Annotated in this window: 12 protein-coding genes; 5 read left to right on the top strand and 7 right to left on the bottom strand. The window is 72.8% G+C overall.

Features of this window, described 5'->3' with window-relative positions; all coding sequences use genetic code 11:
• The gene (locus tag QSK15_RS07225) at positions 1 to 2,454 is read right to left on the bottom strand and encodes a glycoside hydrolase family 2 protein (RefSeq protein ID WP_377622052.1); all 2,454 of its coding nucleotides are present in this window, start codon (positions 2,452 to 2,454) and stop codon (positions 1 to 3) included.
• Between the two features lie 153 nt (positions 2,455 to 2,607).
• Here QSK15_RS07225 and QSK15_RS07220 point away from each other — a divergent pair, with 153 nt between their 5' ends.
• Positions 2,608 to 3,627 (top strand): LacI family DNA-binding transcriptional regulator, encoded by a 1,020-nt coding sequence (locus tag QSK15_RS07220; RefSeq protein WP_285793460.1) that lies wholly within the window; start codon positions 2,608 to 2,610, stop codon positions 3,625 to 3,627.
• A gap of 6 nt (positions 3,628 to 3,633) precedes the next feature.
• On the opposite strand, the gene QSK15_RS07215 is transcribed toward QSK15_RS07220, so the two are convergent.
• Complete coding sequence (locus QSK15_RS07215) at positions 3,634 to 6,009, bottom strand: GGDEF domain-containing phosphodiesterase (RefSeq protein WP_285793459.1); 2,376 nt, start codon at positions 6,007 to 6,009, stop codon at positions 3,634 to 3,636.
• A 217-nt stretch (positions 6,010 to 6,226) separates the two neighbouring features.
• Here QSK15_RS07215 and QSK15_RS07210 point away from each other — a divergent pair, with 217 nt between their 5' ends.
• Positions 6,227 to 6,619, top strand: a complete 393-nt coding sequence (locus QSK15_RS07210; RefSeq protein WP_285793458.1) for a PH domain-containing protein — start codon at positions 6,227 to 6,229, stop codon at positions 6,617 to 6,619.
• On the opposite strand, the gene QSK15_RS07205 is transcribed toward QSK15_RS07210, so the two are convergent.
• The gene (locus QSK15_RS07205) at positions 6,613 to 7,539 is read right to left on the bottom strand and encodes a 2-hydroxyacid dehydrogenase (protein WP_285793457.1); all 927 of its coding nucleotides are present in this window, start codon (positions 7,537 to 7,539) and stop codon (positions 6,613 to 6,615) included. The genes QSK15_RS07210 and QSK15_RS07205 overlap by 7 nt on opposite strands.
• A gap of 183 nt (positions 7,540 to 7,722) precedes the next feature.
• Between QSK15_RS07205 and QSK15_RS07200 the strand changes: the two genes are divergently transcribed.
• From QSK15_RS07200 to QSK15_RS07190, 3 genes are all read left to right on the top strand, one after another.
• On the top strand, positions 7,723 to 9,540 hold the full coding sequence (locus QSK15_RS07200; protein WP_285793456.1) for a SpoIIE family protein phosphatase: 1,818 nt from the start codon (positions 7,723 to 7,725) through the stop codon (positions 9,538 to 9,540).
• A gap of 92 nt (positions 9,541 to 9,632) precedes the next feature.
• Positions 9,633 to 10,805 (top strand): PQQ-dependent sugar dehydrogenase, encoded by a 1,173-nt coding sequence (locus QSK15_RS07195; protein WP_285793455.1) that lies wholly within the window; start codon positions 9,633 to 9,635, stop codon positions 10,803 to 10,805.
• Positions 10,806 to 10,865: 60 nt separating this feature from the next.
• On the top strand, positions 10,866 to 12,479 hold the full coding sequence (locus QSK15_RS07190) for a metallophosphoesterase (protein WP_285793454.1): 1,614 nt from the start codon (positions 10,866 to 10,868) through the stop codon (positions 12,477 to 12,479).
• A 37-nt stretch (positions 12,480 to 12,516) separates the two neighbouring features.
• Here the strand turns inward: QSK15_RS07190 and QSK15_RS07185 are convergent, their stop codons facing one another.
• The 4 genes from QSK15_RS07185 to gatA form a co-directional block, all read right to left on the bottom strand.
• Positions 12,517 to 14,874 carry a thiamine pyrophosphate-binding protein gene (locus QSK15_RS07185; protein WP_285793453.1) on the bottom strand — a complete coding sequence of 786 codons (2,358 nt, stop codon included), beginning with the start codon at positions 14,872 to 14,874 and terminating at the stop codon, positions 12,517 to 12,519.
• A 128-nt stretch (positions 14,875 to 15,002) separates the two neighbouring features.
• Positions 15,003 to 16,502, bottom strand: a complete 1,500-nt coding sequence (gene gatB / locus QSK15_RS07180; protein ID WP_285793452.1) for an Asp-tRNA(Asn)/Glu-tRNA(Gln) amidotransferase subunit GatB — start codon at positions 16,500 to 16,502, stop codon at positions 15,003 to 15,005.
• A 73-nt stretch (positions 16,503 to 16,575) separates the two neighbouring features.
• The gene (locus QSK15_RS07175) at positions 16,576 to 17,724 is read right to left on the bottom strand and encodes an Ig domain-containing protein (RefSeq protein WP_285793451.1); all 1,149 of its coding nucleotides are present in this window, start codon (positions 17,722 to 17,724) and stop codon (positions 16,576 to 16,578) included.
• A 229-nt stretch (positions 17,725 to 17,953) separates the two neighbouring features.
• A complete protein-coding gene (gatA, locus tag QSK15_RS07170) occupies positions 17,954 to 19,429 on the bottom strand; it encodes an Asp-tRNA(Asn)/Glu-tRNA(Gln) amidotransferase subunit GatA (RefSeq protein ID WP_285793450.1) in 1,476 nt (491 codons plus the stop codon).
• Between the last annotated feature and the right edge of the window lie 75 nt (positions 19,430 to 19,504).

Here is a 19,504-nt window from a genome sequence, read left to right as displayed (position 1 = left end):
TTAAGCAGTCCGTCCGATGTCGTTGACGCAGCGCAGCACTGGTCGGTTGGTCAGCGCCCGGTCGTCCAGCGCGGTGTGCGCGCGCACGGTGAAAGTGGCCGACTCGCCCGGCAGCAGGGTGACCAGGGCCTTGTCCACGGTGGCGGTGCTGTCCAGCCGATCCGGGAAGAGGGTCAGGTCGCGCAACACCGTGCGGGCCGTGACCCGGACCCGCTGCCCGCCGCCGATCGGCTCGACCGTCGCGTCCCAGGCCGCCGCCGGCCAGTCCACGTCCCGGTCCTCGGCGAAGAACCACAGCGCGCGCTCCGCGGTGCCACCGGCCTCCGCGACCAGCAACTCCTGCCGGCCCTCGTCCGGCCGCGCCAGGTCCGCCGGCAACGCCAGCACCACCGAGGAGTACGCCGGGACGTCGAGGTCGACCGAGGTCTTCGCCCTCGGCTCCCCGGTGAGCGTGCACCGGGTGACCGCGCAGGATGCCGTCCAGGCCTCGGCGGTTTCGTTGACGGCGACCACTGCCAGACCGCCGTCCCGGGGCTGCACGGTGAGGAGCCGGTCGGCGTACGCGTGTCGCAGCGCGTACCACAGGGGTTTGCGGCGGCCGTCGCCGTCGACGGCCGACCAGGAGGTGACCGGCCAGCAGTCGTTGAGCTGCCAGACGATGGTGCCGGCGCAGACGTCCCGGTGGGAGCGGAAGTGCTCCACCCCGAGCTGGATCGCTCGGGCCTGGTTGAGCTGCGTCAGGTAGTGCCAGTCGTCGAAGTCCGCCGGGGCGGGCAGGTGCGCGTCGAGGCCCCGCTGGAGTTTGGCGTCACCGTCGGCCGCCTTCTGGTGGTGCGCCATGCCCGGTGAGTCGTGCGCCAGGGGTTCGTCGCTCAGCGCCCGGCGCAGCGTGGCGTAGGACGGTGGGGCCTGGTAACCGAACTCGGCGACGAAGCGCGGCACGTACTCTCGGTACCTGGTGTAGTCGTCGGTGTTCCACACGTCCCAGATGTGGGTGGTGCCGTGCGCCGGGTCGTTGGGGTGGATCGCCTCGGTGCCCGACCAGGGGCTGCCCGGCCAGTACGGGCGGGTCGGGTCCAGCTCGCCGACGATCCGGGGCAGCACGTCGAGGTAGTAGCCACGCCCCCAGGTGCGCCCGGCGAGGTCCTGCTGCCAGTCCCAGTCGTGCCAGCCCCAGATGTTCTCGTTGTTGCCGGTCCAGAGCACCAGCGACGGGTACGGCGCGAGCCGGGTCACCTGCTCGGCGGCCTCGGCGGCCACCTCGGTGCCGAACGGTTCCTCCTCCGGGTACGCGGCGCAGGCGAACAGGAAGTCCTGCTGGACGAGGAGGCCGCGCTCGTCGGCGAGGTCGTAGAAGTCGTCCGACTCGTACCGGCCGCCGCCCCAGACCCGCAGCAGGTTGACGTTGGCGGCGACCGCCTGGTCGAACCGCTCGGCCAGCCGGGACCGGGTGATCCGGGTGGGGAACGCGTCGTCCGGGATCCAGTTGACCCCGCGCACGAAGACCGGGACGTCGTTCACCGACAACGAGAACGGGGTGCCGTGCTCGTCGGGTGTGGTGTCCAGGCGGACCGAGCGGAAGCCGATCCGGTGCGACCAGTTGTCCAGCAGGTCGCTGTCCGGCGCGTGCAGTGTCACATCGATCGGGTGACGCGCCTGGTCGCCGTACCCCCGGGGCCACCACAGCGCGGGCTCGCGGACCGTGAGGGTCAGCACGGCCGTGCGCTGCCCGGCCGGGATGACCACCTCGGCGTGGACGCCGGCCACGGCGGCGCGGACGGTCAGCGGGACGTCAGCGACCCGCTCCACCTCGACGTGCACCTCGACCCGGCCGTCGCGACCGTCCATGGTGACGAGGGGACGGACGGTGGCCAGCCGGGCGGTCGACCAGGCGTGCAGGCTGATCTCCTGCCAGATGCCGGCGGTGACCAGTGTCGGCCCCCAGTCCCAGCCGAAGTTGCAGGCCATCTTGCGAATGAAGTGGAACGGCTCCGGGTAGGCGTTCGGGCGATCGCCGAGCCGTTCCTGGTGTGCCTCGGCATAGCGGTACGCGGAGCCGAAGGTGACGACCAGGTCGTTGTCACCGTCGCGGAGCAGCGGTCGGACGTCGAACCGGTAGCCGCGGTGCATGTTCGCGGTGCGGCCCACCTCGACGCCGTTGAGGGTCAGCGTGGCGACGGTGTCCAGGCCGGCGCAGACCAGATCGACACGGTCGTCGTCGCCCGTCCGGTGGACGATCGTGGACCGGTAGACCCAGTCGGTGCGCCCGATCCAGGCCAGCGCCCGCTCGTTGTCGTCGAGGTAGGGGTCTTCGATCAGCCCGGCGTCGAGCAGGTCGGTGTGCACGCAGCCCGGCACGGTCGCCGGCACGGACCGGTCGGTGACCTCCTCGGGCACCTGTGCTCCGGGAGCCGCTCGCACTGTCCAACCGTCGTAGAGTGCCTGTCGGCGCAAGACCTCACCGCACCTTCCGCATCGAAAGACGTTTACTGAACCGGATAAGCTAGGCAACCGTACGTTTCGGCCCCCGCACGCGTCAACGGCCGTTGACGCCCACGGCAGCACGTCCGGGGCAGCACTCTCTCGCAGCAGCAAAGGAGCCCGCCGGTGAAGCGGCCCACCATTGCCGACGTCGCCCGACGCGCCGGGGTGTCCAAGGGTGCCGTGTCGTACGCGTTGAACGGGCAGCCCGGCGTCTCCGAGGCCACCCGGCAGCGCATCCTGGCCATCGCCACGGAGATCGGGTTCAGCCGGAGCAGCGCGGCCCGCGCCCTCTCGGCCGCCACCGCCGGTGCGATCGGCCTGGCCCTGTGCCGACCGGCCCGGACCCTCGGCGTCGAGCCGTTCTTCATGGCGCTGATCAGCGGCGTCGAAGCCGAACTCTCCGCCCGCTCGTACGCGCTGACCCTGCAGGTGGTGGCCGACCACGACGACGAGATCGCGGTCTACCGCCGTTGGTGGGGTGAACGACGGGTGGACGGGGTGCTCGTCTGCGACCTGCGCACCGACGACCGTCGCATCCCCGCACTCGAACAGCTGCACCTGCCGGCGGTGGTGATCGGCGGCCCCGGCGGCACCGGTGGGCTGGCGAGTGTCTGGTCCGACGACGCCGCCGCGCTGACCGAGGCGGTGGAGTACCTGGTCGCGCTCGGGCACCGCCGGATCGCCCGGGTCGCCGGCCTGCCCGACCTGCGGCACACCGAGATCCGCACCGACGCCTTCGCGGCGGTCCGCCAGCGGCTCAACCTGGACGACGCGGTCACCGTGTGGTCCGACTACACCGGCGAGGAGGGCGGCCGGGCCACCCGTCGGCTGCTCAGCTCCGTCCACCGGCCCACAGCGGTCATCTACGACAACGACGTGATGGCCGTCGCCGGGCTCTCCGTCGCCCAGGAGATGGGCCTGACCGTGCCCGGCGACCTGTCCATCGTGGCCTGGGACGACTCACCGCTGTGCCGCCTGGTGCACCCGCCGCTGACCGCGCTGGGCCGGGACATCCCGGCGTACGGGGCCCACGCCGCCCGGCAGCTGCTCGCCGTCGTCGCCGGGCAGCCGGCCGGCCGGGTGCAGGACGAGACGCCCCACCTCACCCCGCGCGGCAGCACCGCCCCGCCCCGAGCCAGATGAACCGGTTCAGCGCGATGCTGACGGAAACTCCTCGAAGTACGCCTCGACCCGCTCAGCCGTCGCCGGGCGGGCCAGCGCGAACCCCTGCCCGTACCGGCAACCGCCCCGACGTGCCCCCTCGACCTGGGTCGACGACTCCAACTCCTCGGCGACGATCTCGACGCCCAGCCGCTCGCCCACGTTGACCACCACGTCGATGAGCGGTGGTTGCCCGTCCGGCCGTGCGCCCACCAGCTCCGGGCCCACCTTGAGCAGGTCGATCGGCAGTCGGCGGAGCTGCGCCAGGGAGGCGTGCTCGGCCCGGAAGTCGTCCAACGCGGTGCGCACGCCCAGCGACCGGAGCCCCGCCAACCGGGCCACCACTGTCGACAGGTCACCGGCCACCCTCGGCTCGCTGACCTCCACCACCAGCCGCTCCGGCGGCACCCCGTACGCGGCCAGCACGGCCGCGAGCCGCTGCACGAAGTCGGGAGTGGTCAGCTCCCGGGTCGTCACGTTGACCGCCATCCACAGCTCCCGGGCGCCCACCGACCAGTCGGACAACCGCCGGCAGGCCCGCTCCAGCACCCACCACTCCAACTCACCGACCAGGTCGAGGTCCTCGGCGACCGGCAGCAACTCGGCCGGCAGCACCGTGCCGAGCACGGGGCTGCGCCACCGCAGCAACGCCTCCGCGCCCACCGGCTGCCCGTCGGCCAGGTCGACCACCGGCTGGTAGACGAGATCCAGTTCGCCACGCGCCACCGCACCGGGCAGCTCGCGCTCCAGGTCGAGCCGGCGGACCAGTTGTTCCTCAAGGAACGCGTCGTACCACTCCACCCGGTCCCGACCCAGTTGCACGGCCCGCCGTCGGGCCAGTTCGGCCTGCCGGAGCACGTCCGCCGGCCCCACCCCGCTCACCTCGGCCAGGCCGATGCTCGTCTGCACCCGCAGCACCGCGCCGGCCAGCCGGTAGGGCGGACTGAGCGCGCTCAACAGTCGGGTGCCCAGCGCGTACGCCAGCACCGGGCCGGCGGCCGTGACCACCGCGAAGCCGGTACCCGCACACCCGGTGACCAGATCGCCGGGGGCGATCACCGCGCGCGCCCGGTGCACCGCCTCGGCCAGCACGTCCTCCCGGGCCGTCGGGCCGATCCCCTCGGTGCCGTGCAGGTCGACCAGGAGCAGCGCGCCGGCCGGCACCGGAACGTCGCCGATCGCGGCCAGGGCATCCAGCAGGGCCGCCCGGTCGCCGGGGATGCTGCTCGCGGCCGCGAACTGTCGCCGGTCGAGCCCCGACCACGCGGCGCTGGGCTCAGGCGACCAGGTCGAGCCGGCACCGGTCCCGGGGGCCTCGGCCGCCGGGGTGTCGGGGCCCCGTTCGGGCGGCGGCTCCGGCGTGCCCGGCCAGCGTTCCGGGACTGAGCGGCGGTGCCGCAGCGACCGACCGGCCGGCCGACGATGGGCGGCCCGCCGAACGGACGTGGCCGCGTCACCGGCACGCAGCAGCTCGCGCAGCACCAGGGGCGGCACCGCCGCCAGGGCCAACAACACGCTCGTCCGGTCCGGTGCGCGCCCGGCGCCCAGGTGCAGACCCGACGCCAGCAGCAGCACCGCCGCCGGGAGCACCGACCGCGGCCAGGCCGCCGCCACCGGCTCCGCCGACTGCGCGTCGTCCGCCGCATCCGCGGCACCGACCGCGACGAGCAACATCCCGAACACCAACGGGGGTACGGCCAGCAGGGCCCCCCGCCCGGCCGGCGCGGACGGCGACACGGCCAGCAGGACCAACCCGCAGAGGGTGAGCAGGACGCCGCCCCGACAGATCGCCGCACCCGAGCGCCGCCACGGCCCCGCGAACGCGTTCAACGCGGCCATCCCCAACCCGCCGAGCGTCAACGCGCAACCCAGCCGAACCGGAACCGACAGACCGTCCCACGGCAGCAGCAGCCAGCCGGCGAGTGCCAGACCGACGGCCGGGCCGGTCGACTCGACCAGCCCGCGCAACCGGACCGGGGCCGCCGGCCGTGGGCGGCCGGGGAGCCGGTACAGACCGCTCGTCGAGAGGGCCGCCACGACCAGCGACCCGATCAGCACGGCGCGGGTGTGCCCGATGTCCGCCAGGGGCGGCACGACGGCGGTGAGACCGGCCGCCACCACCGCCGCGTCGAGCAGCACGCCCGCCGCGCGCGGTGGCGGGTCGGTGCCACGCCGGCTGGCCAGCCGGGAGAGTCGCAGCCCGGCGAGTGTGGCGCCGGCGCCGGCGCCGAGCGCGATCACCACCGAGGTCGGGACAAGGCCGGCGGCACCGGCGAGGAGAAGCAGCGCCACCGCCACGGACGTGGCGGCCTCGGGTGCCGCACGGCGGGGGACGAGGACGCGGAACGGGTACGCGAGAAGCACGGCGGACGCCTTCGTGAGGGGGCACGGGGGCGGTGCGGCGGTGCGGGGCACCGGACGTCGCGAGTCCGCTACCCACGATTGACAACGATGGACGGCCGAAGTGGTTACTTGCCGGTTACTCAGGGAAAACAACGACCGGTGTCACTGTACGGGGTACCCCCGGCCGGTGGCACCGCCCGGCGCGAGCCGAAACAGCAGGGAGTGGGATCATCGGAGGGTGAGTAAGCCCGACACGGTCCGTTTCCGGTACAACCAAGCCATCCTGGTGGCCGCGATCATCGCCTTCGTCGGCGCCCTGCCGCTGGCCAACGCCCGGGGCTACCTGCTGCCGGTGCTGCTCGTCCCGCTCGCCGTCGCGGTGTGGGCCTGGCGGGCCGGCACCGACGCCGACGCGCGGGAGCTGCGCCTGCGGGCGTTGGTCGGGCAACGCCGGATCGGCTGGGAGCAGGTCCTGGAGCTGGCCACCGATCAGCGGGGGCGCGCGGTGGCCCGGCTCGACGACGGCCAGCAGGTCACCCTGCCGGCCGTCCGTGGCGCGGACCTGCCTCGGCTGGTCGCGGCAACCGGCCAGCCACTGCCGGGCGCCCCGGCGGACGCGCCCGGTCAGTAGCCGTCGACCACCGTGTTGATCAGCGGTTGCCCGGCGGCGAAGCGGCGCACCTGATCGCCCACCAGTCGGTAGGCACGCGGCAGCAACCCCCGTACCGACCCGCCCACGTGCGGGGTGAGCAGCACGTTCGGCATGGTCCAGAGCGGGGAGTCGGCGGGCAGCGGCTCCGGGTCGGTGACGTCCAGCGCCGCCGAGATCCGACCGGTGCCCAGCTCGGCGACGAGCGCATCGGTGTGCGCCACCGGCCCCCGGGCGGCGTTGACCAACAGCGACCCGTCCGGCATCGCGGCCAGGAACGCCTTGTCGATCAGGCCACGGGTCTGGTCGGTGAGCGGCACCAGCACCACCACCACGTCCGCGTCGGGCAGCAGCCGGGGCAGCTCCTCGACGGCGTACACCCCCTGCTCCGGCCGGGCCGTCCTGGCGACCAGGGTGAAGCTCACGTCGAAGGGGGCGAGCCGGTCGCGCACCGCGGTGCCGATCGAGCCGGCGCCGATGATCAGCACGCGCTTGCCGGTCAGCTCGTCGGTCGGGGTGTGCTCCGCGTACGTCCAACGCCGCTCGGCCTGGGCGCGGACGAACGCCGGGAACGCCCGCAGCTGGGCGAGGATCGCGGTGACGACCCACTCGGCGGTGGCGGGGTCGTGCACGCCCCGGGCGTCGCAGAGCGTGACAGCCGGTGGGGTCCGGCCGGCCCAGGCGTCGGCCCCGGCGGAGAGCAGCTGCACCACCGCCAGATCGGGCAGCTGACCCAGCACGGTCGTCCCGTCCGCGCCGCCCAGGAACGGCGGCACCCAGAAGCGGACGCCGGCCGCCGCGGACGGCATCCGGTCGGTGTGCTCGAAGACCTCCACCGTCACGTCCGGGGGCAGCTCACCCATGAGGTTCAGGCCGGCCTGGTGCGGAATCCATACCTTCACGTCCGCCGACGATAGTCCCCGGCGGCGCGGACGGTGCGGGCACGGCGGTGAACCGACGCCAGGGTGGTGGCGCACGAGGCCACGGCGGGCGAGACTCAGCACACCGAGGTTCGATCCGGGCCCTCGCGAGGTATAAGGAAGGATCGGAGGGCCGTCCGCCTCCGCCCGGCAGACAGGTGCACGATGACCGACGGCTCCCCCGCCTCCCCCCGGCGTCCGATCGCGCCACCGATGACGCTCGGCGACCCTTCGCGGTTGCGCGCGCTCGCCGACACCGGGCTGGACGCCGCTCCGGACGAAGCGTTCGACCGGTTCGCCCGGTTGGTCAGCGACCTGTTGGACGTGCCGGTGGCGCTGGTCTCGCTGGTCTCCGCCGACCGGCAGTTCTTCCCCGGCGCGGTCGGTCTGCCGGAGCCCTGGTCGCAGCGCCGGCAGACGCCCCTGAGTCACTCGTTCTGTCAGCACGTGGTGGACATCGAGGTGCCGATGGTGCTGCCGGACGCCCGGCTCTACCCGCGCGTCCGGGACAACCTGGCCATCGAGGACCTCGGCGTGGTCGCCTACGCCGGGATGCCGCTGACCGACCTCTCCGGTCGGGTGCTCGGCTCGCTCTGCGCCATCGACAGCAAACCGCGCGCCTGGACGGCCGCCCAACTGCGGACCCTGGCCGACCTCGCCGCCGCCTGCTCGTCGGAGCTGCGGCTGCGGATCGCGCTCGACGGCGCGCAGGAGGCGCGGCGGCGGGTCGTGCAGGCGCACGAACGGCTGGAGCTGCTGGCCGGGGTGAGCGAGACGTTGGCCGGCACCCTGGACGTGGGCGTCGCCCTGCGCCGGCTCGCCGCCACCATGGTGCCGTTGCTCGCCGACTGGTGCCTGCTCACCCTGATCGGGCCGACCGGCCTGCCCCGTGAGGTGGTCTCGGTGCACCGGGACCCGGCCCGCGCCGCGGACGTCGACCGCTTCGGTGAGCTGCTGCGCACCGGGCTGGGCCCCGATTCGATAATCCGGGCGGTGCTGCGCACCGGCCAGCCCCGGCTCGGCAGCGTGGCGTCCCTGACCGACGTGGAGCGGGGCACCATCCACCCGGAAATGGTCTCCATCGCCGGTCGGCTGGGCATCGCCTCCTACCTGAGCGTGCCGGTGCGGGGTGTCGGCGGCACGGTGCTGGGGGCGATCACTCTCGTCAACGACGGCCACCGTCAGCAGTTCGACGACCGGGACCTGCTGACCGCGATGGACATCGGCCGCCGGGCCGGCCAGGCCGTCGGCAACAGCTCGATGTACGGCGAGCAGCGGCACGTCGCCGAGGTGCTGCAACACAGCATGCTGCCCCGGCTGCCGGTGGTGGCGGAGCTGGAGCTGGCGGCCCGTTACCAGCCGGCGGCCGACCGGGTGGAGGTCGGCGGCGACTGGTACGACGCCTTCGTGCAGCCCGACGGCGACGTGATCGCGGCGATCGGGGACGTCGCCGGGCACGACATCGAGGCCGCGGCGACCATGGGCCAGCTGCGCAACCTGGTGCGGGGCAACGCCTTCGGCCGGCCGGACGCGGTCGGGTCGCTGATGAGCGACCTGGACGCCGCCATCCGTGGCCTTCGGCTGCCGATCGCCGCCACCGCGACGCTGGTGCGGATCTGTCCGCAGCGCGCCGGTGCGCACGAGGTGACCTGGTCCAACGCCGGGCATCCGCCGGCCCTGGTGGTCCGCGTCGGCGGGGCGGTCGAGGTCCTGGCGGCGATGCCGGAACCGCTGCTCGGCCTGGCCCGCCCGATGCGGCGGAGCAGCCACTCGACCAGCCTGGCCACCGGTGACACCCTGCTGCTCTACACCGACGGGCTGATCGAACGGCGGGACCGGTCCATCGACGACGGGTTGGCCGAGCTGATGGGCCGCCTGGCCGGCACTCACACGCTGCCCCTCGACGACCTCTGCGACCTGCTGCTCGCCTCGACCCGGCACCGCGAGGACGACACCGCGCTGCTGGCCGTACGGGCCCGCTGACCGGTCCACCGGCACCCGTCCGGTGGGTCCGTTTGGCACCCTTGGATCTCGACGGGCCCGGTCGGGCCGCGCGGCGGGCTACCCTGGGCCGGGTGAGCGCCCGTCCCCCGTACCCTCGCATCCGCCGCCTCCGGGCGGCCCTCGCGGCGTCCTGCGCGGCGTTGCTGTTCACCGCCGGTTGCAGCTTCGGTGAGCCGGAGCCCGACCCGGCCGGCGAACCGCCCAACCTGCCGACCCCGTCCGCGTCGGCGAACCCCGGCGGTGCCGGTCAGCAGGCGGTGGCGACAGTGCTCGCCAAGGGCCTGCGGGTGCCGTGGGCCATCGCCTTCCTCCCGGACGGCGGCGCGCTGGTCACCGAACGGGACAACGGCCGGATCCTCCAGGTCGGGCCCGAGTCCGGGCCGGACGGGCTGCGGGTCCGACCGGTGCAGACCATCCCCGACGTGGCGGCGGCGGGCGAGGGTGGCCTGCTCGGCATCGCCGTCTCCCCCGACTACGCCCGGGACCGGACGGTGTTCGTCTACTACACCGCCGAACGGGACAACCGGGTCGCCCGGCTGCAACTCGGCGGGCAGCCCACCCCGATCCTCACGGGCATTCCCAAGGCCAACGTGCACAACGGCGGTGGGCTGGGCTTCGGCCCGGACAAGCAGCTCTACGTCAGCACGGGTGACGCCGGTCAGCGCCCGCTCTCGCAGGACGTGAAGAGCCTCGGCGGCAAGATCCTCCGGGTCACCCCGGACGGCAAGCCGGCCGCCGGCAACCCGTACCCCAACTCCCCGGTCTGGTCCGTGGGGCACCGCAACGTGCAGGGTTTCACCTGGGACGCCGCGAAGCGGATGTACGCCGTCGAGTTCGGCCAGAACACCTGGGACGAGGTCAACCAGATCACCAAGGGCGGCAACTACGGCTGGCCGGAGGTCGAGGGTAAGGCCGGCGACAAGCGGTTCACCGACCCGATCGCGCAGTGGCCGACCTCGGACGCGTCCTGCTCCGGGCTGGCCGCCACGGAGCAGCTGCTGGTCACCGGCTGCCTGCGCGGCAAGCGCCTCTGGGTGATGGAGCTGACCGACACCGGGACGCTGCTCGGTCAGCCCAGTGAGCTGCTCACCAACCGCTACGGCCGGCTTCGCGCGGTGGCCGCGGCACCGGACGGGTCGCTCTGGGTGAGCACCTCCAACCACGACGGGCGGGGTGACCCGGCGGGCGACGACGACCGGCTGCTGCGGGTGGTCTTCGCGGGCGGCGACGGCGGGCGCAGCTGATTCCGTCACCATCCGTTCAGGTTTACCAAGATCTTCCGACGGGCAGGCCAGACTTTCAGCATGGACGGGCAACACGACGAGCGACACGACGACGCCGATGACCGGGACGACCCGGTGACCGGCGACGATCGGGCGCGCCCGGGTTGGTGGGCCGGTGCCGTGGGCCCACTGCGCCGCCTCGGGCTGGTCGTCGCCGTCCTCGCCGTGGCCCTGGCCGGGGCGGTGCTCGGGGTGCTGGCCGGTGGTCAGGTGAGCACCGACATCGGCCCGTTCCGGGCCAACCTCAGCATCTCCCCCGCCCGCGACGGCGGCACCACCGTCGACATCCCGCCGCTGGGCGCGCTGCTGCTCGACAGCCACAGCGGGCCGACCCACCTCACCGTTCGGCTGGGCGCGCTCGACCAGGGGCGCACCGAGGCGCTGATCGACGATCCGGCCAGCATCAGCCGGGCCAGCCAGAGCGCCGTGGAGGACGTCCGCTCCGGGGTGATGCGCCTCGGCCTGCGTACCCTCGGCGCGTCGGTGCTGGTCACGTTGATCCTGGCCGGGCTGATCTTCCGCAACGTCCGGCGCACGGCCTGGGCGGGTGGGCTGGCGCTGCTGGTCACCGCCAGCAGTCTCGGCACGGCGGCGGCGACCCTCCGTCCGCAGGCCATCGAGGAGCCACGCTACGAGGGGCTGCTGGTGAACGCGCCGGCCATCGTCGGCGACGCCCGCCGGATCGCCAACGACTACACCAAGTACGCGGAGCAGTTGCAGCGCCTGGTCGGCAACGTCAGCCAGCTCTACACCACCGTCTCGGCGCTTCCGCTGTTGGAGCCGACCCCCGGCACCACGCGGGTGCTGCACGTCTCCGACATGCACCTCAACCCGACCGGCTGGCAGTTGATCCGGACGGTCGTGGAGCAGTTCGGCATCGACGTGGTGATCGACACCGGGGACATCACCGACTGGGGCAGCGAACCGGAGGCCTCCTTCGTCGGCTCGATCAGCCTGCTGAAGAAGCCGTACGTCTTCATCCGGGGCAACCACGACTCCGGCAAGACCGCCGCCGCGGTGGCCCGCCAGCCGAACGCGATAGTGCTGAACAACACCACCACGACCGTCGCCGGGCTGACCATCGCCGGCATCGGCGACCCGCGTTTCACCCCGGACAAGAACACCTCCCCGGCCGGCAGCGGACTGACCCAGCAGGTGGCCGACCAGGTGATCGGGGCCGGCAACCAGCTCGCCGTGACGATCCGCAACTCACCGCGACCGGTCAACATCGCTCTCGTGCACGACCCGGCGTCGGCCGGACCGCTCGCGGGCACCTGCCCGCTGGTGCTGGCCGGGCACACCCACGCCCGGCAGGTGTCCAAGCTGCCGGAGACACCCGGGCAGCAGCCCACCACGCTGATGGTGGAGGGCTCCACCGGCGGTGCCGGGCTGCGCGGCCTGGAGGGCGAGAAGCCCACCCCGCTGTCGATGAGCGTGCTCTACTTCGACCAGCAGAAGATGCTCCAGGCGTACGACACGATCACCGTCGGCGGCACCGGCCAGGCCCAGGTCAACCTGGAACGACGCCTGGTGGAGAACCCGAACGCCGGTGTCTCCGCCACGCCCACGCCCACCCCGAGCGGGGGAGCGCCCGCCACACAGACGCCCACACCCACGCCCACCCCGACCGGCTGAGCCCACGCCGGCCGGCGGCCCGGCGGGCGCGGACGGGTCAGCGCAGGGCGATCGCGGCCAGCGCGGCGTTGACGATGCTGCCGGGCAGCAGGTCGTGCAGCTCGTACAGGTCGGCGACGCTGCCGGACTGGCCGAACTCGTCCACGCCGAGCGGCACCGCCGGTGCGCCAACGGCCGAGCCGAGCCAGGCCATCGCGTGCGACGCGGCGTCGTGCACTGTCACCACCGGCACCCGATCGGCGAACGCGGAGCGCAGCGCGCCCGGCACGCTGGGCACCGTGGCCGTCCGTACGCCCTGCCGCAGGGTGCGCTGCCAGGCCCGGTAGAGCCGGTCCAGCGAGGTCACGTCCACCACGTGCGCGGCGATGCCCTCGTCGGCCAACTCCGCGGCGGCGGCCAGCACCTCGGGCAGCACCGCACCGGAGGCGGCCAGTTGCACCACCGGGGCGTCGACCAGGTGCGGGTACGCCTGGTGCGCGTCGACCAGCCGGTACGCCCCGGCGACGACCTGCCGGCGCAGCACCGCGTCGCCGAGCCGCGCCCGGGCCGCCTCGAACGGCGCCTGGTCCAGCGGTCGGGTGCTCAACCGGAAGTAGTACGCGCCGTCCTCGGCGGGCGCGGCGGTCGCGGCCGGGGCCGACCCCCCGGCGATCTGCCCGAGCGCGTCGCAGAGCAGCCAGTCGAGGGTGGCCGCGTACGCCGGCTCGACGAAGGTCACACCGGGCAGTTCCAGGCCGACCGACGCGGTGATGGTGGACTGGTGGGCGCCGCCCTCGGGGGCGAGGGTGATGCCGGACGGGGTGCCGGCCACCACGAACCGGGAGCCGGAGTAGGTGCCGTACAGGAACGCGTCGAGGCCGCGCAGCACGAACGGGTCGTAGACGGTGCCCACCGGCAGCAGCGGCTGCCCGGACAGGTCCCAGGAGAGCCCGAGCTGGCCGAGCAGCAGGAACAGGTTCATCTCCGAGATGCCCAGTTCGATGTGCTGCCCGGCGGGGCTCTCGGTCCAGCGCAGCATCCGGTCCTCGGTCCAGGATCGCTGCTCGGTGGGGGCGAACACCCCGGTCTTGTTGATGAACCCGGCCAGGTTGGTGGAGGTGGCCACGTCCGGGGCGGTGGTCACCAGGTAGCGGCCCACCTCCCGGTCCCGGGCCAGGTCCACCAGCACCCGACCGAAGACCTCCTGGGTGGAGATCGGCTTGGTTGCGCGTACTCCCGTGCTTTCCGGGACGGTGACCCCCAGCGCGCGCTCGCGGGGCGCGCGGGACAGCGCCTCCCGGCGGGCGCCGGCCCGGATCCCGGCGGGTGAGGCCGGGTCGAGGCGGTCCCACTCGGTCTCGGAGGTCAGCCCCTGCGCGGCGCGCAACGCGTCGACCTGCTCGGTGCTGAGCAGCGCGGAATGGTTGCGCGGGTTGCCGGCGATGGGCAACCCCCAACCCTTCACGGTGTACGCGAAGACGACGCTGGGCCGGTCGGTGACCGCGTCGCACTGGGCGTACGCGTCCAGCATCGCCTGCAGGTCGTGCCCGCCCAAATCGGTGACGAGCGGGCCGAGGTCCTCGTCGGTGATGCCCTCCACGAAGGCACCCACCTCGGCCGGCGCGCCGTCCAGGAACTGCTTGCGCAGCGCCGGCCCGGTCAGCCCGAACAGCGACTGGTACTGCTCGTTGGGCATCGCGTCGATCCAGTCCCGCAACGCCTCCCCACCCGGGCGGGCGTACGCCTCAGCGAGCCGGCGGCCGTACTTGACCTCGACGACGTGCCAGCCGGCCGCCTCGAACTGGCCCCGCCACTGGTTGATCCGGATGCCGGGGACGACCCGGTCCAGCGACTGCCGGTTGAAGTCGACGAGCCACATGACGTTGCCCAGTCCGGTGGTGGCCGGGTCGGCGACCGCCTCCCAGATGTTGCCCTCGTCCAACTCGGCGTCGCCGATCAGCGCCACGAACCGGGAGTGCGGCCGGGCGCCGAAGTGCGCGTCGACGTAGCGGCGGGTCGCGGCGGCGAACAGCGGCGCCGCCGCACCCAGGCCGACCGAACCGGTGGAGAAGTCCACTTCGTCCGGGTCCTTGGTGCGCGACGGGTACGACTGGAGGCCGCCCCGGGCCCGCAGTCGGGGCAGGTAGGAGCGGTCCAGGTTGCCGAGCAGGTACTGGATGGCGTGGAACACCGGGGAGGCGTGCGGCTTCACCGCTACCCGGTCCTCGGCGTCGAGGTGCGCGAACCAGAGGGCGGTCATCGCGGTGACCAGCGAGGCGCTGGACGCCTGGTGGCCGCCGACCTTCACACCGTCGCCGGTGGCCCGGTCATGGTTGGCGGCGTCCACGATCCGGGTGGCGAGCCAGAGCACCCGCCGCTGGATCTCGTCGAGGACATCAAGGTCGTGCCGGGTCACGGTAACTCCATCCAGGCGTCGCCGTTGACGCCCTCGCGAGGGGTGCAGTACGTGTTGATCATGAGGTTGACGGCAGCCGTGGATCTTCAAACCGCCGTCAACCTCTTGATCGACGCTGGGGCGTCGGGTCAGCCCTGGACGCCGAGGCGCTCCAGGATCAGCTCACGCAGGGTCTTCGCGTCGGCCTGCCCGCGGGTGGTCTTCATGACCGCGCCGACCAGCGCGCCGACCGCCGCGACCTTGCCACTGCGGATCTTGTCGGCGATGGCGGGGTTCGCGGCGATCGCCTCGTCCACGGCGGCGGTGAGCGCGCCGGTGTCCGACACGACCTCCAGGCCACGGCTGGTCATGATCTCGGTGGGCGAGCCCTCACCGTCGACCACACCCTCCAGCACCGTGCGAGCCATCTTGTCGTTGAGCTTGCCGGCATCGACCAACCCCTGCAGCTCGGCGACCTGAGCGGGGGTGGCACCGATCTCGGCCAGTTCCACACCGCTCTCGTTGGCCCGACGGGACAGCTCACCCAGCCACCACTTGCGGGCCGCCGCCGGGGTGGTGCCGGCGGCCACGGTGGCCTCGATCAGCTCGACCGCGCCGGCGTTCAACACCGACTGCATGTCCAGGTCCGACAGGCCCCACTGTTCCTGGAGCCGGCGCCGGTGCACCCGGGGCAGCTCCGGCAGGGCGGCCTTCAGCTCGGCCACCCACGCCGGGTCCGGCGCGATCGGCACCAGATCCGGCTCCGGGAAGTACCGGTAGTCGGTCGCCGTCTCCTTCGAGCGACCCGGGGTGGTGTCGCCGGTGTCCTCGTGGAAGTGGCGCGTCTCCTGGGTGATCCGGCCGCCCGCGTCCAGCACCGACGCCTGCCGCAGCATCTCCGAGCGGACCGCCCGCTCCACCGACCGCAGCGAGTTGACGTTCTTCGTCTCGGTACGGGTGCCCCACTCCTGCCCCGGCAGGTTCAGCGAGGTGTTCACGTCACAGCGCAGCGAACCCTCCTCCATCCGCACGTCGGAGACGCCGAGGGTGCGGATCACGTCGCGCAGCTCGGCGACGTACGCCTTGGCCACCTCGGGGGCGAGCGCACCGGTGCCGGTGATCGGCTTGGTGACGATCTCGACGAGCGGGATGCCGGCCCGGTTGTAGTCGACAAGCGACTCGGTCGCGCCGTGGATGCGGCCGGTGGCACCGCCGACGTGCAGTGTCTTGCCGGTGTCCTCCTCGAGGTGCACCCGCTCGATCTCGATCCGCACCGTCTCGCCGCCCACCTCGACGTCCAGGTAACCGTCGACACAGATCGGCTCGTCGTACTGGCTGATCTGGAAGTTCTTCGGCATGTCCGGGTAGAAGTAGTTCTTCCGGGCGAACCGGCACCACTCGGCGATCGAGCAGTTCAACGCGAGACCGATTCGGATGATCGCCTCGATGGCCGCCTTGTTGGCCACCGGCAGTGAGCCGGGCAGGCCCAGACAAACCGGGCAGACCCGGGTGTTGGGCTCGCCACCGAAGTCGGTCGGGCACCCACAGAACATCTTGGTGTTCGTGCCCAGCTCGACGTGGGTCTCCAGGCCGATCACCGGTTCGAAGCGCGCAACGACCTCGTCGTACGCGGGCAGTGTCGTCGTCATCTGAGCTCCAGGAGCGATCCGGACAGAACCGTTCCAGCCTAATCGGCTGGTCCGGCCACCCCGCTGCCGGGCGTCACTCGGGTGTGGCGAAGCGCCGACGCTGGTAGGCCAGCACGAGCAGAATGCCACCGACGGAGAACGCCAGGACGCCCATCAACAGCAGCACGAGGGGCGAACCCGGTCCGGTGAGCGGCAGCCAGCCGCCCTTCGACCGCGACGGCGTGGGCGCCGGCTGGGAGGTCGCCGGGTCGCTCTCCGATGGTGTGACGGCCGGATCGGTCGATGCCGTCGGGGTCGGGGTGGCCGTCGGGGTGGCCGTCGGGTCGGTCGGGGTCGCCGTGGGGGTGTCCGGGGACGCGGCGGCGACGACCAGCGACACGTCCCTCGTGGCACTGGTGCTGCGACCCGTCGCCTGGACAGTGAAGGTGAACGTGCCGGCGCTGCCGGGAACGCCGCTCAGCCGGCCCAACTTGTCGAGGGTGAGACCCCCGGGCAGGGCCCCACCGGCCAGGGCGAAGGCGATGTCCGAATCACCGTCGGCGGTGAACCGGAACGAGTAGGACCGTCCCACGGTGCCGGCGGGCGGGTCGCCGGAGGTGAACGTGGCAGCGGCCGTGGCGACGACGATGGTGGCGGCCTGCTCGTCGAAGAGCTTGTTCTTGTCGGTCATCCGCAGCGTGAACGGGTAGGTGCCCGGCGTGGTCGGCGCACCCCCGAGTGACGTGCCCACCAGCAGCATGCCCGGCGGCAGGCTGCCCGACACCACCGACAGCGCGTACGGCCCGGTGCCGCCGGTGGCCTCCACGGTGTGGATCGCGTACACCTGCCCGAGGTACATGGGTGACCGGGGCTTGCCCGAGGTGATGACGACCTTCTGTTGACGCACCTCGATCGTCGCCGTCTGCTCGCCGAAGAGACCGTTCTTGTCGGTCATCCGCAGCCTGAACGGGTAGGTGCCCGGCGTGGTCGGCGCACCCCCCAGGGACGTGCCCACCAGCAGCATGCCCGGCGGCAGGCTGCCCGACACCACCGACAGCGCGTACGGCCCGGTGCCGCCGGTGGCCTCCACGGTGTGGATCGCGTACACCTGCCCGATGTACATGACCGACCGGGGCTTGCCCGAGGTGATGGTGACGGTGTCGGCGGCGGTGGCTGGTTGCGCGGCACCCAGCAGCATCGCGACAACCATCGTCAGGGCCATGACCGGGCGAAGCGTCCCCATCGCACATCCAGGTCTTGATCGGAGCCGCTCGCGGCCGCCAGCGGACCAGAGTTCGTCGATCCAACAGACTCGGAGCTTATTCGACCAGTGCCACTGAACCCGGTCCATCCCCTGATCGGAGATCGTCGTGTCGCCGCGACGACAGCCGCCCGGCGCGGTCGTGGTGACCGCACCGGGCGCGTGACGACTTCCGGTACGAAGGCGGGCGACCTGCCCCCGTACCGGTGGGTCAGAGAGCCGGCGGGGTGAACGTGCCGACGGCGGACTCCAACGCGGCGGCGACCCGGTACATCCGGTCGTCGGCCATCGTCGGGGCCATCACCTGCAAACCGACCGGCAGCCCCTCGGAGAGCCCGCACGGCACCGAGATGCCCGGCCCGCCGTACAGGTTCGTCGGGATCGTGTACAGGTCGGCCAGGTACATCTGGTACGGGTCGGCGGTCCGCGCGCCCATCGGGAACGCCACCGACGGGGTGGTCGGGGAGATCAGCGCGTCGACCCGCTCGAACGCGGCGTTGAAGTCCCGGGTGATCAGCGTCCGGACCTTCTGCGCCTGCCCGTAGTACGCGTCGTAGTAACCCGACGACAGCGCGTACGTGCCGATCATGATGCGGCGCTTGACCTCCGGGCCGAAGCCGGACTCCCGGGTCAGCGACATGACCTCTTCGAGGGACCGGTTGCCGTCGTCGCCGACCCGCAGGCCGAACCGGACACCATCGAACCGGGCCAGGTTGGAGGAGCACTCGCTCGGGGCGATCAGGTAGTACGCCGGCAACGCGTACGCGAACGTCGGGCAGGACACCTCGACGACCTCGGCGCCCATCTTGGTCAGCGCGTCCACCGACTCACGGAACGCCGCCATCACACCCGGCTCGGCGCCCTCGCCGACGAACTCGCTGACGATGCCGAGCCGTACGCCGGTCAGGTCACCGGTCGCGCCGAGCTTCGCCGCCGCCACCACGTCCGGTACGGGCTGCGGGATCGAGGTGGAGTCACGCGGGTCGTGGCCACCGATCACCTGGTGCAGCAGGGCCGCGTCGAGCACGTTGCGGGCACACGGGCCGGGGGTGTCCAGCGACGACGAGAAGGCCACCAATCCGTAGCGGGAGGTGCCGCCGTAGGTGGGCTTGGCGCCCACCGTGCCGGTGACCGCCCCGGGCTGACGGATCGAGCCGCCGGTGTCCGAGCCGATCGCCAGCGGCGCCTCGTACGCGGCCAGCGCGGCGGCGCTACCACCACCCGAGCCACCCGGGATCCGGCTCAGGTCCCACGGGTTGCGCGTCGGGCCGTACGCCGAGTACTCGGTGGAGGAGCCCATCGCGAACTCGTCCATGTTGGTCTTGCCGAGCATCACCGTGCCGGCGTCGCGCAGCCGCTGCACGATCGTCGCGTCGTACGGCGGGCGCCAGCCCTCCAGGATCTTCGACCCCACGGTGGTCGGCACACCCCGGGTGGCGAGCACGTCCTTGACCGCGACCGGCACACCCGCGAGCGGGCCCAACTCCTCGCCGGCCGCCCGACGCTCGTCCACCGCGCGGGCCGCGGCGAGCGCGCCCTCGGTGTCCACGTGCAGGAAGGCGTGCACCCGGTCGTCGACCGCGGCGATCCGGTCCAGGTGCGCCTGGGTCACCTCGACAGCGGAGGTCTCGCCCCCGGCGACCAGGCTCGCGATCTCCGTCGCGGTCATCTTGATCAAATCGCTCATGCCGTCACTCCGCTTCGCTCCGCGACGCCATGAGGCACCACCGCACCGCACTGCTGATTCGCTCGCTGGCGCTCG

This window comes from Micromonospora sp. NBRC 107095, from assembly GCF_030269705.1.
Classification (GTDB): domain Bacteria; phylum Actinomycetota; class Actinomycetes; order Mycobacteriales; family Micromonosporaceae; genus Micromonospora; species Micromonospora parva.
This window is presented reverse-complemented; position numbering and strand designations above follow the sequence as displayed.

Bases quoted from the DNA above. Each gene is read 5' to 3' on its own strand.
- gatA (WP_285793450.1), bottom strand. From the start codon at position 19,429: ATGAGCGATTTGATCAAGATGACCGCGACGGAGATCGCGAGCCTGGTC.
- QSK15_RS07190 (WP_285793454.1), top strand. From the start codon at position 10,866: ATGGACGGGCAACACGACGAGCGACACGACGACGCCGATGACCGGGAC.
- QSK15_RS07175 (WP_285793451.1), bottom strand. From the start codon at position 17,724: ATGGGGACGCTTCGCCCGGTCATGGCCCTGACGATGGTTGTCGCGATG.
- gatB (WP_285793452.1), bottom strand. From the start codon at position 16,502: ATGACGACGACACTGCCCGCGTACGACGAGGTCGTTGCGCGCTTCGAA.
- QSK15_RS07200 (WP_285793456.1), top strand. From the start codon at position 7,723: ATGACCGACGGCTCCCCCGCCTCCCCCCGGCGTCCGATCGCGCCACCG.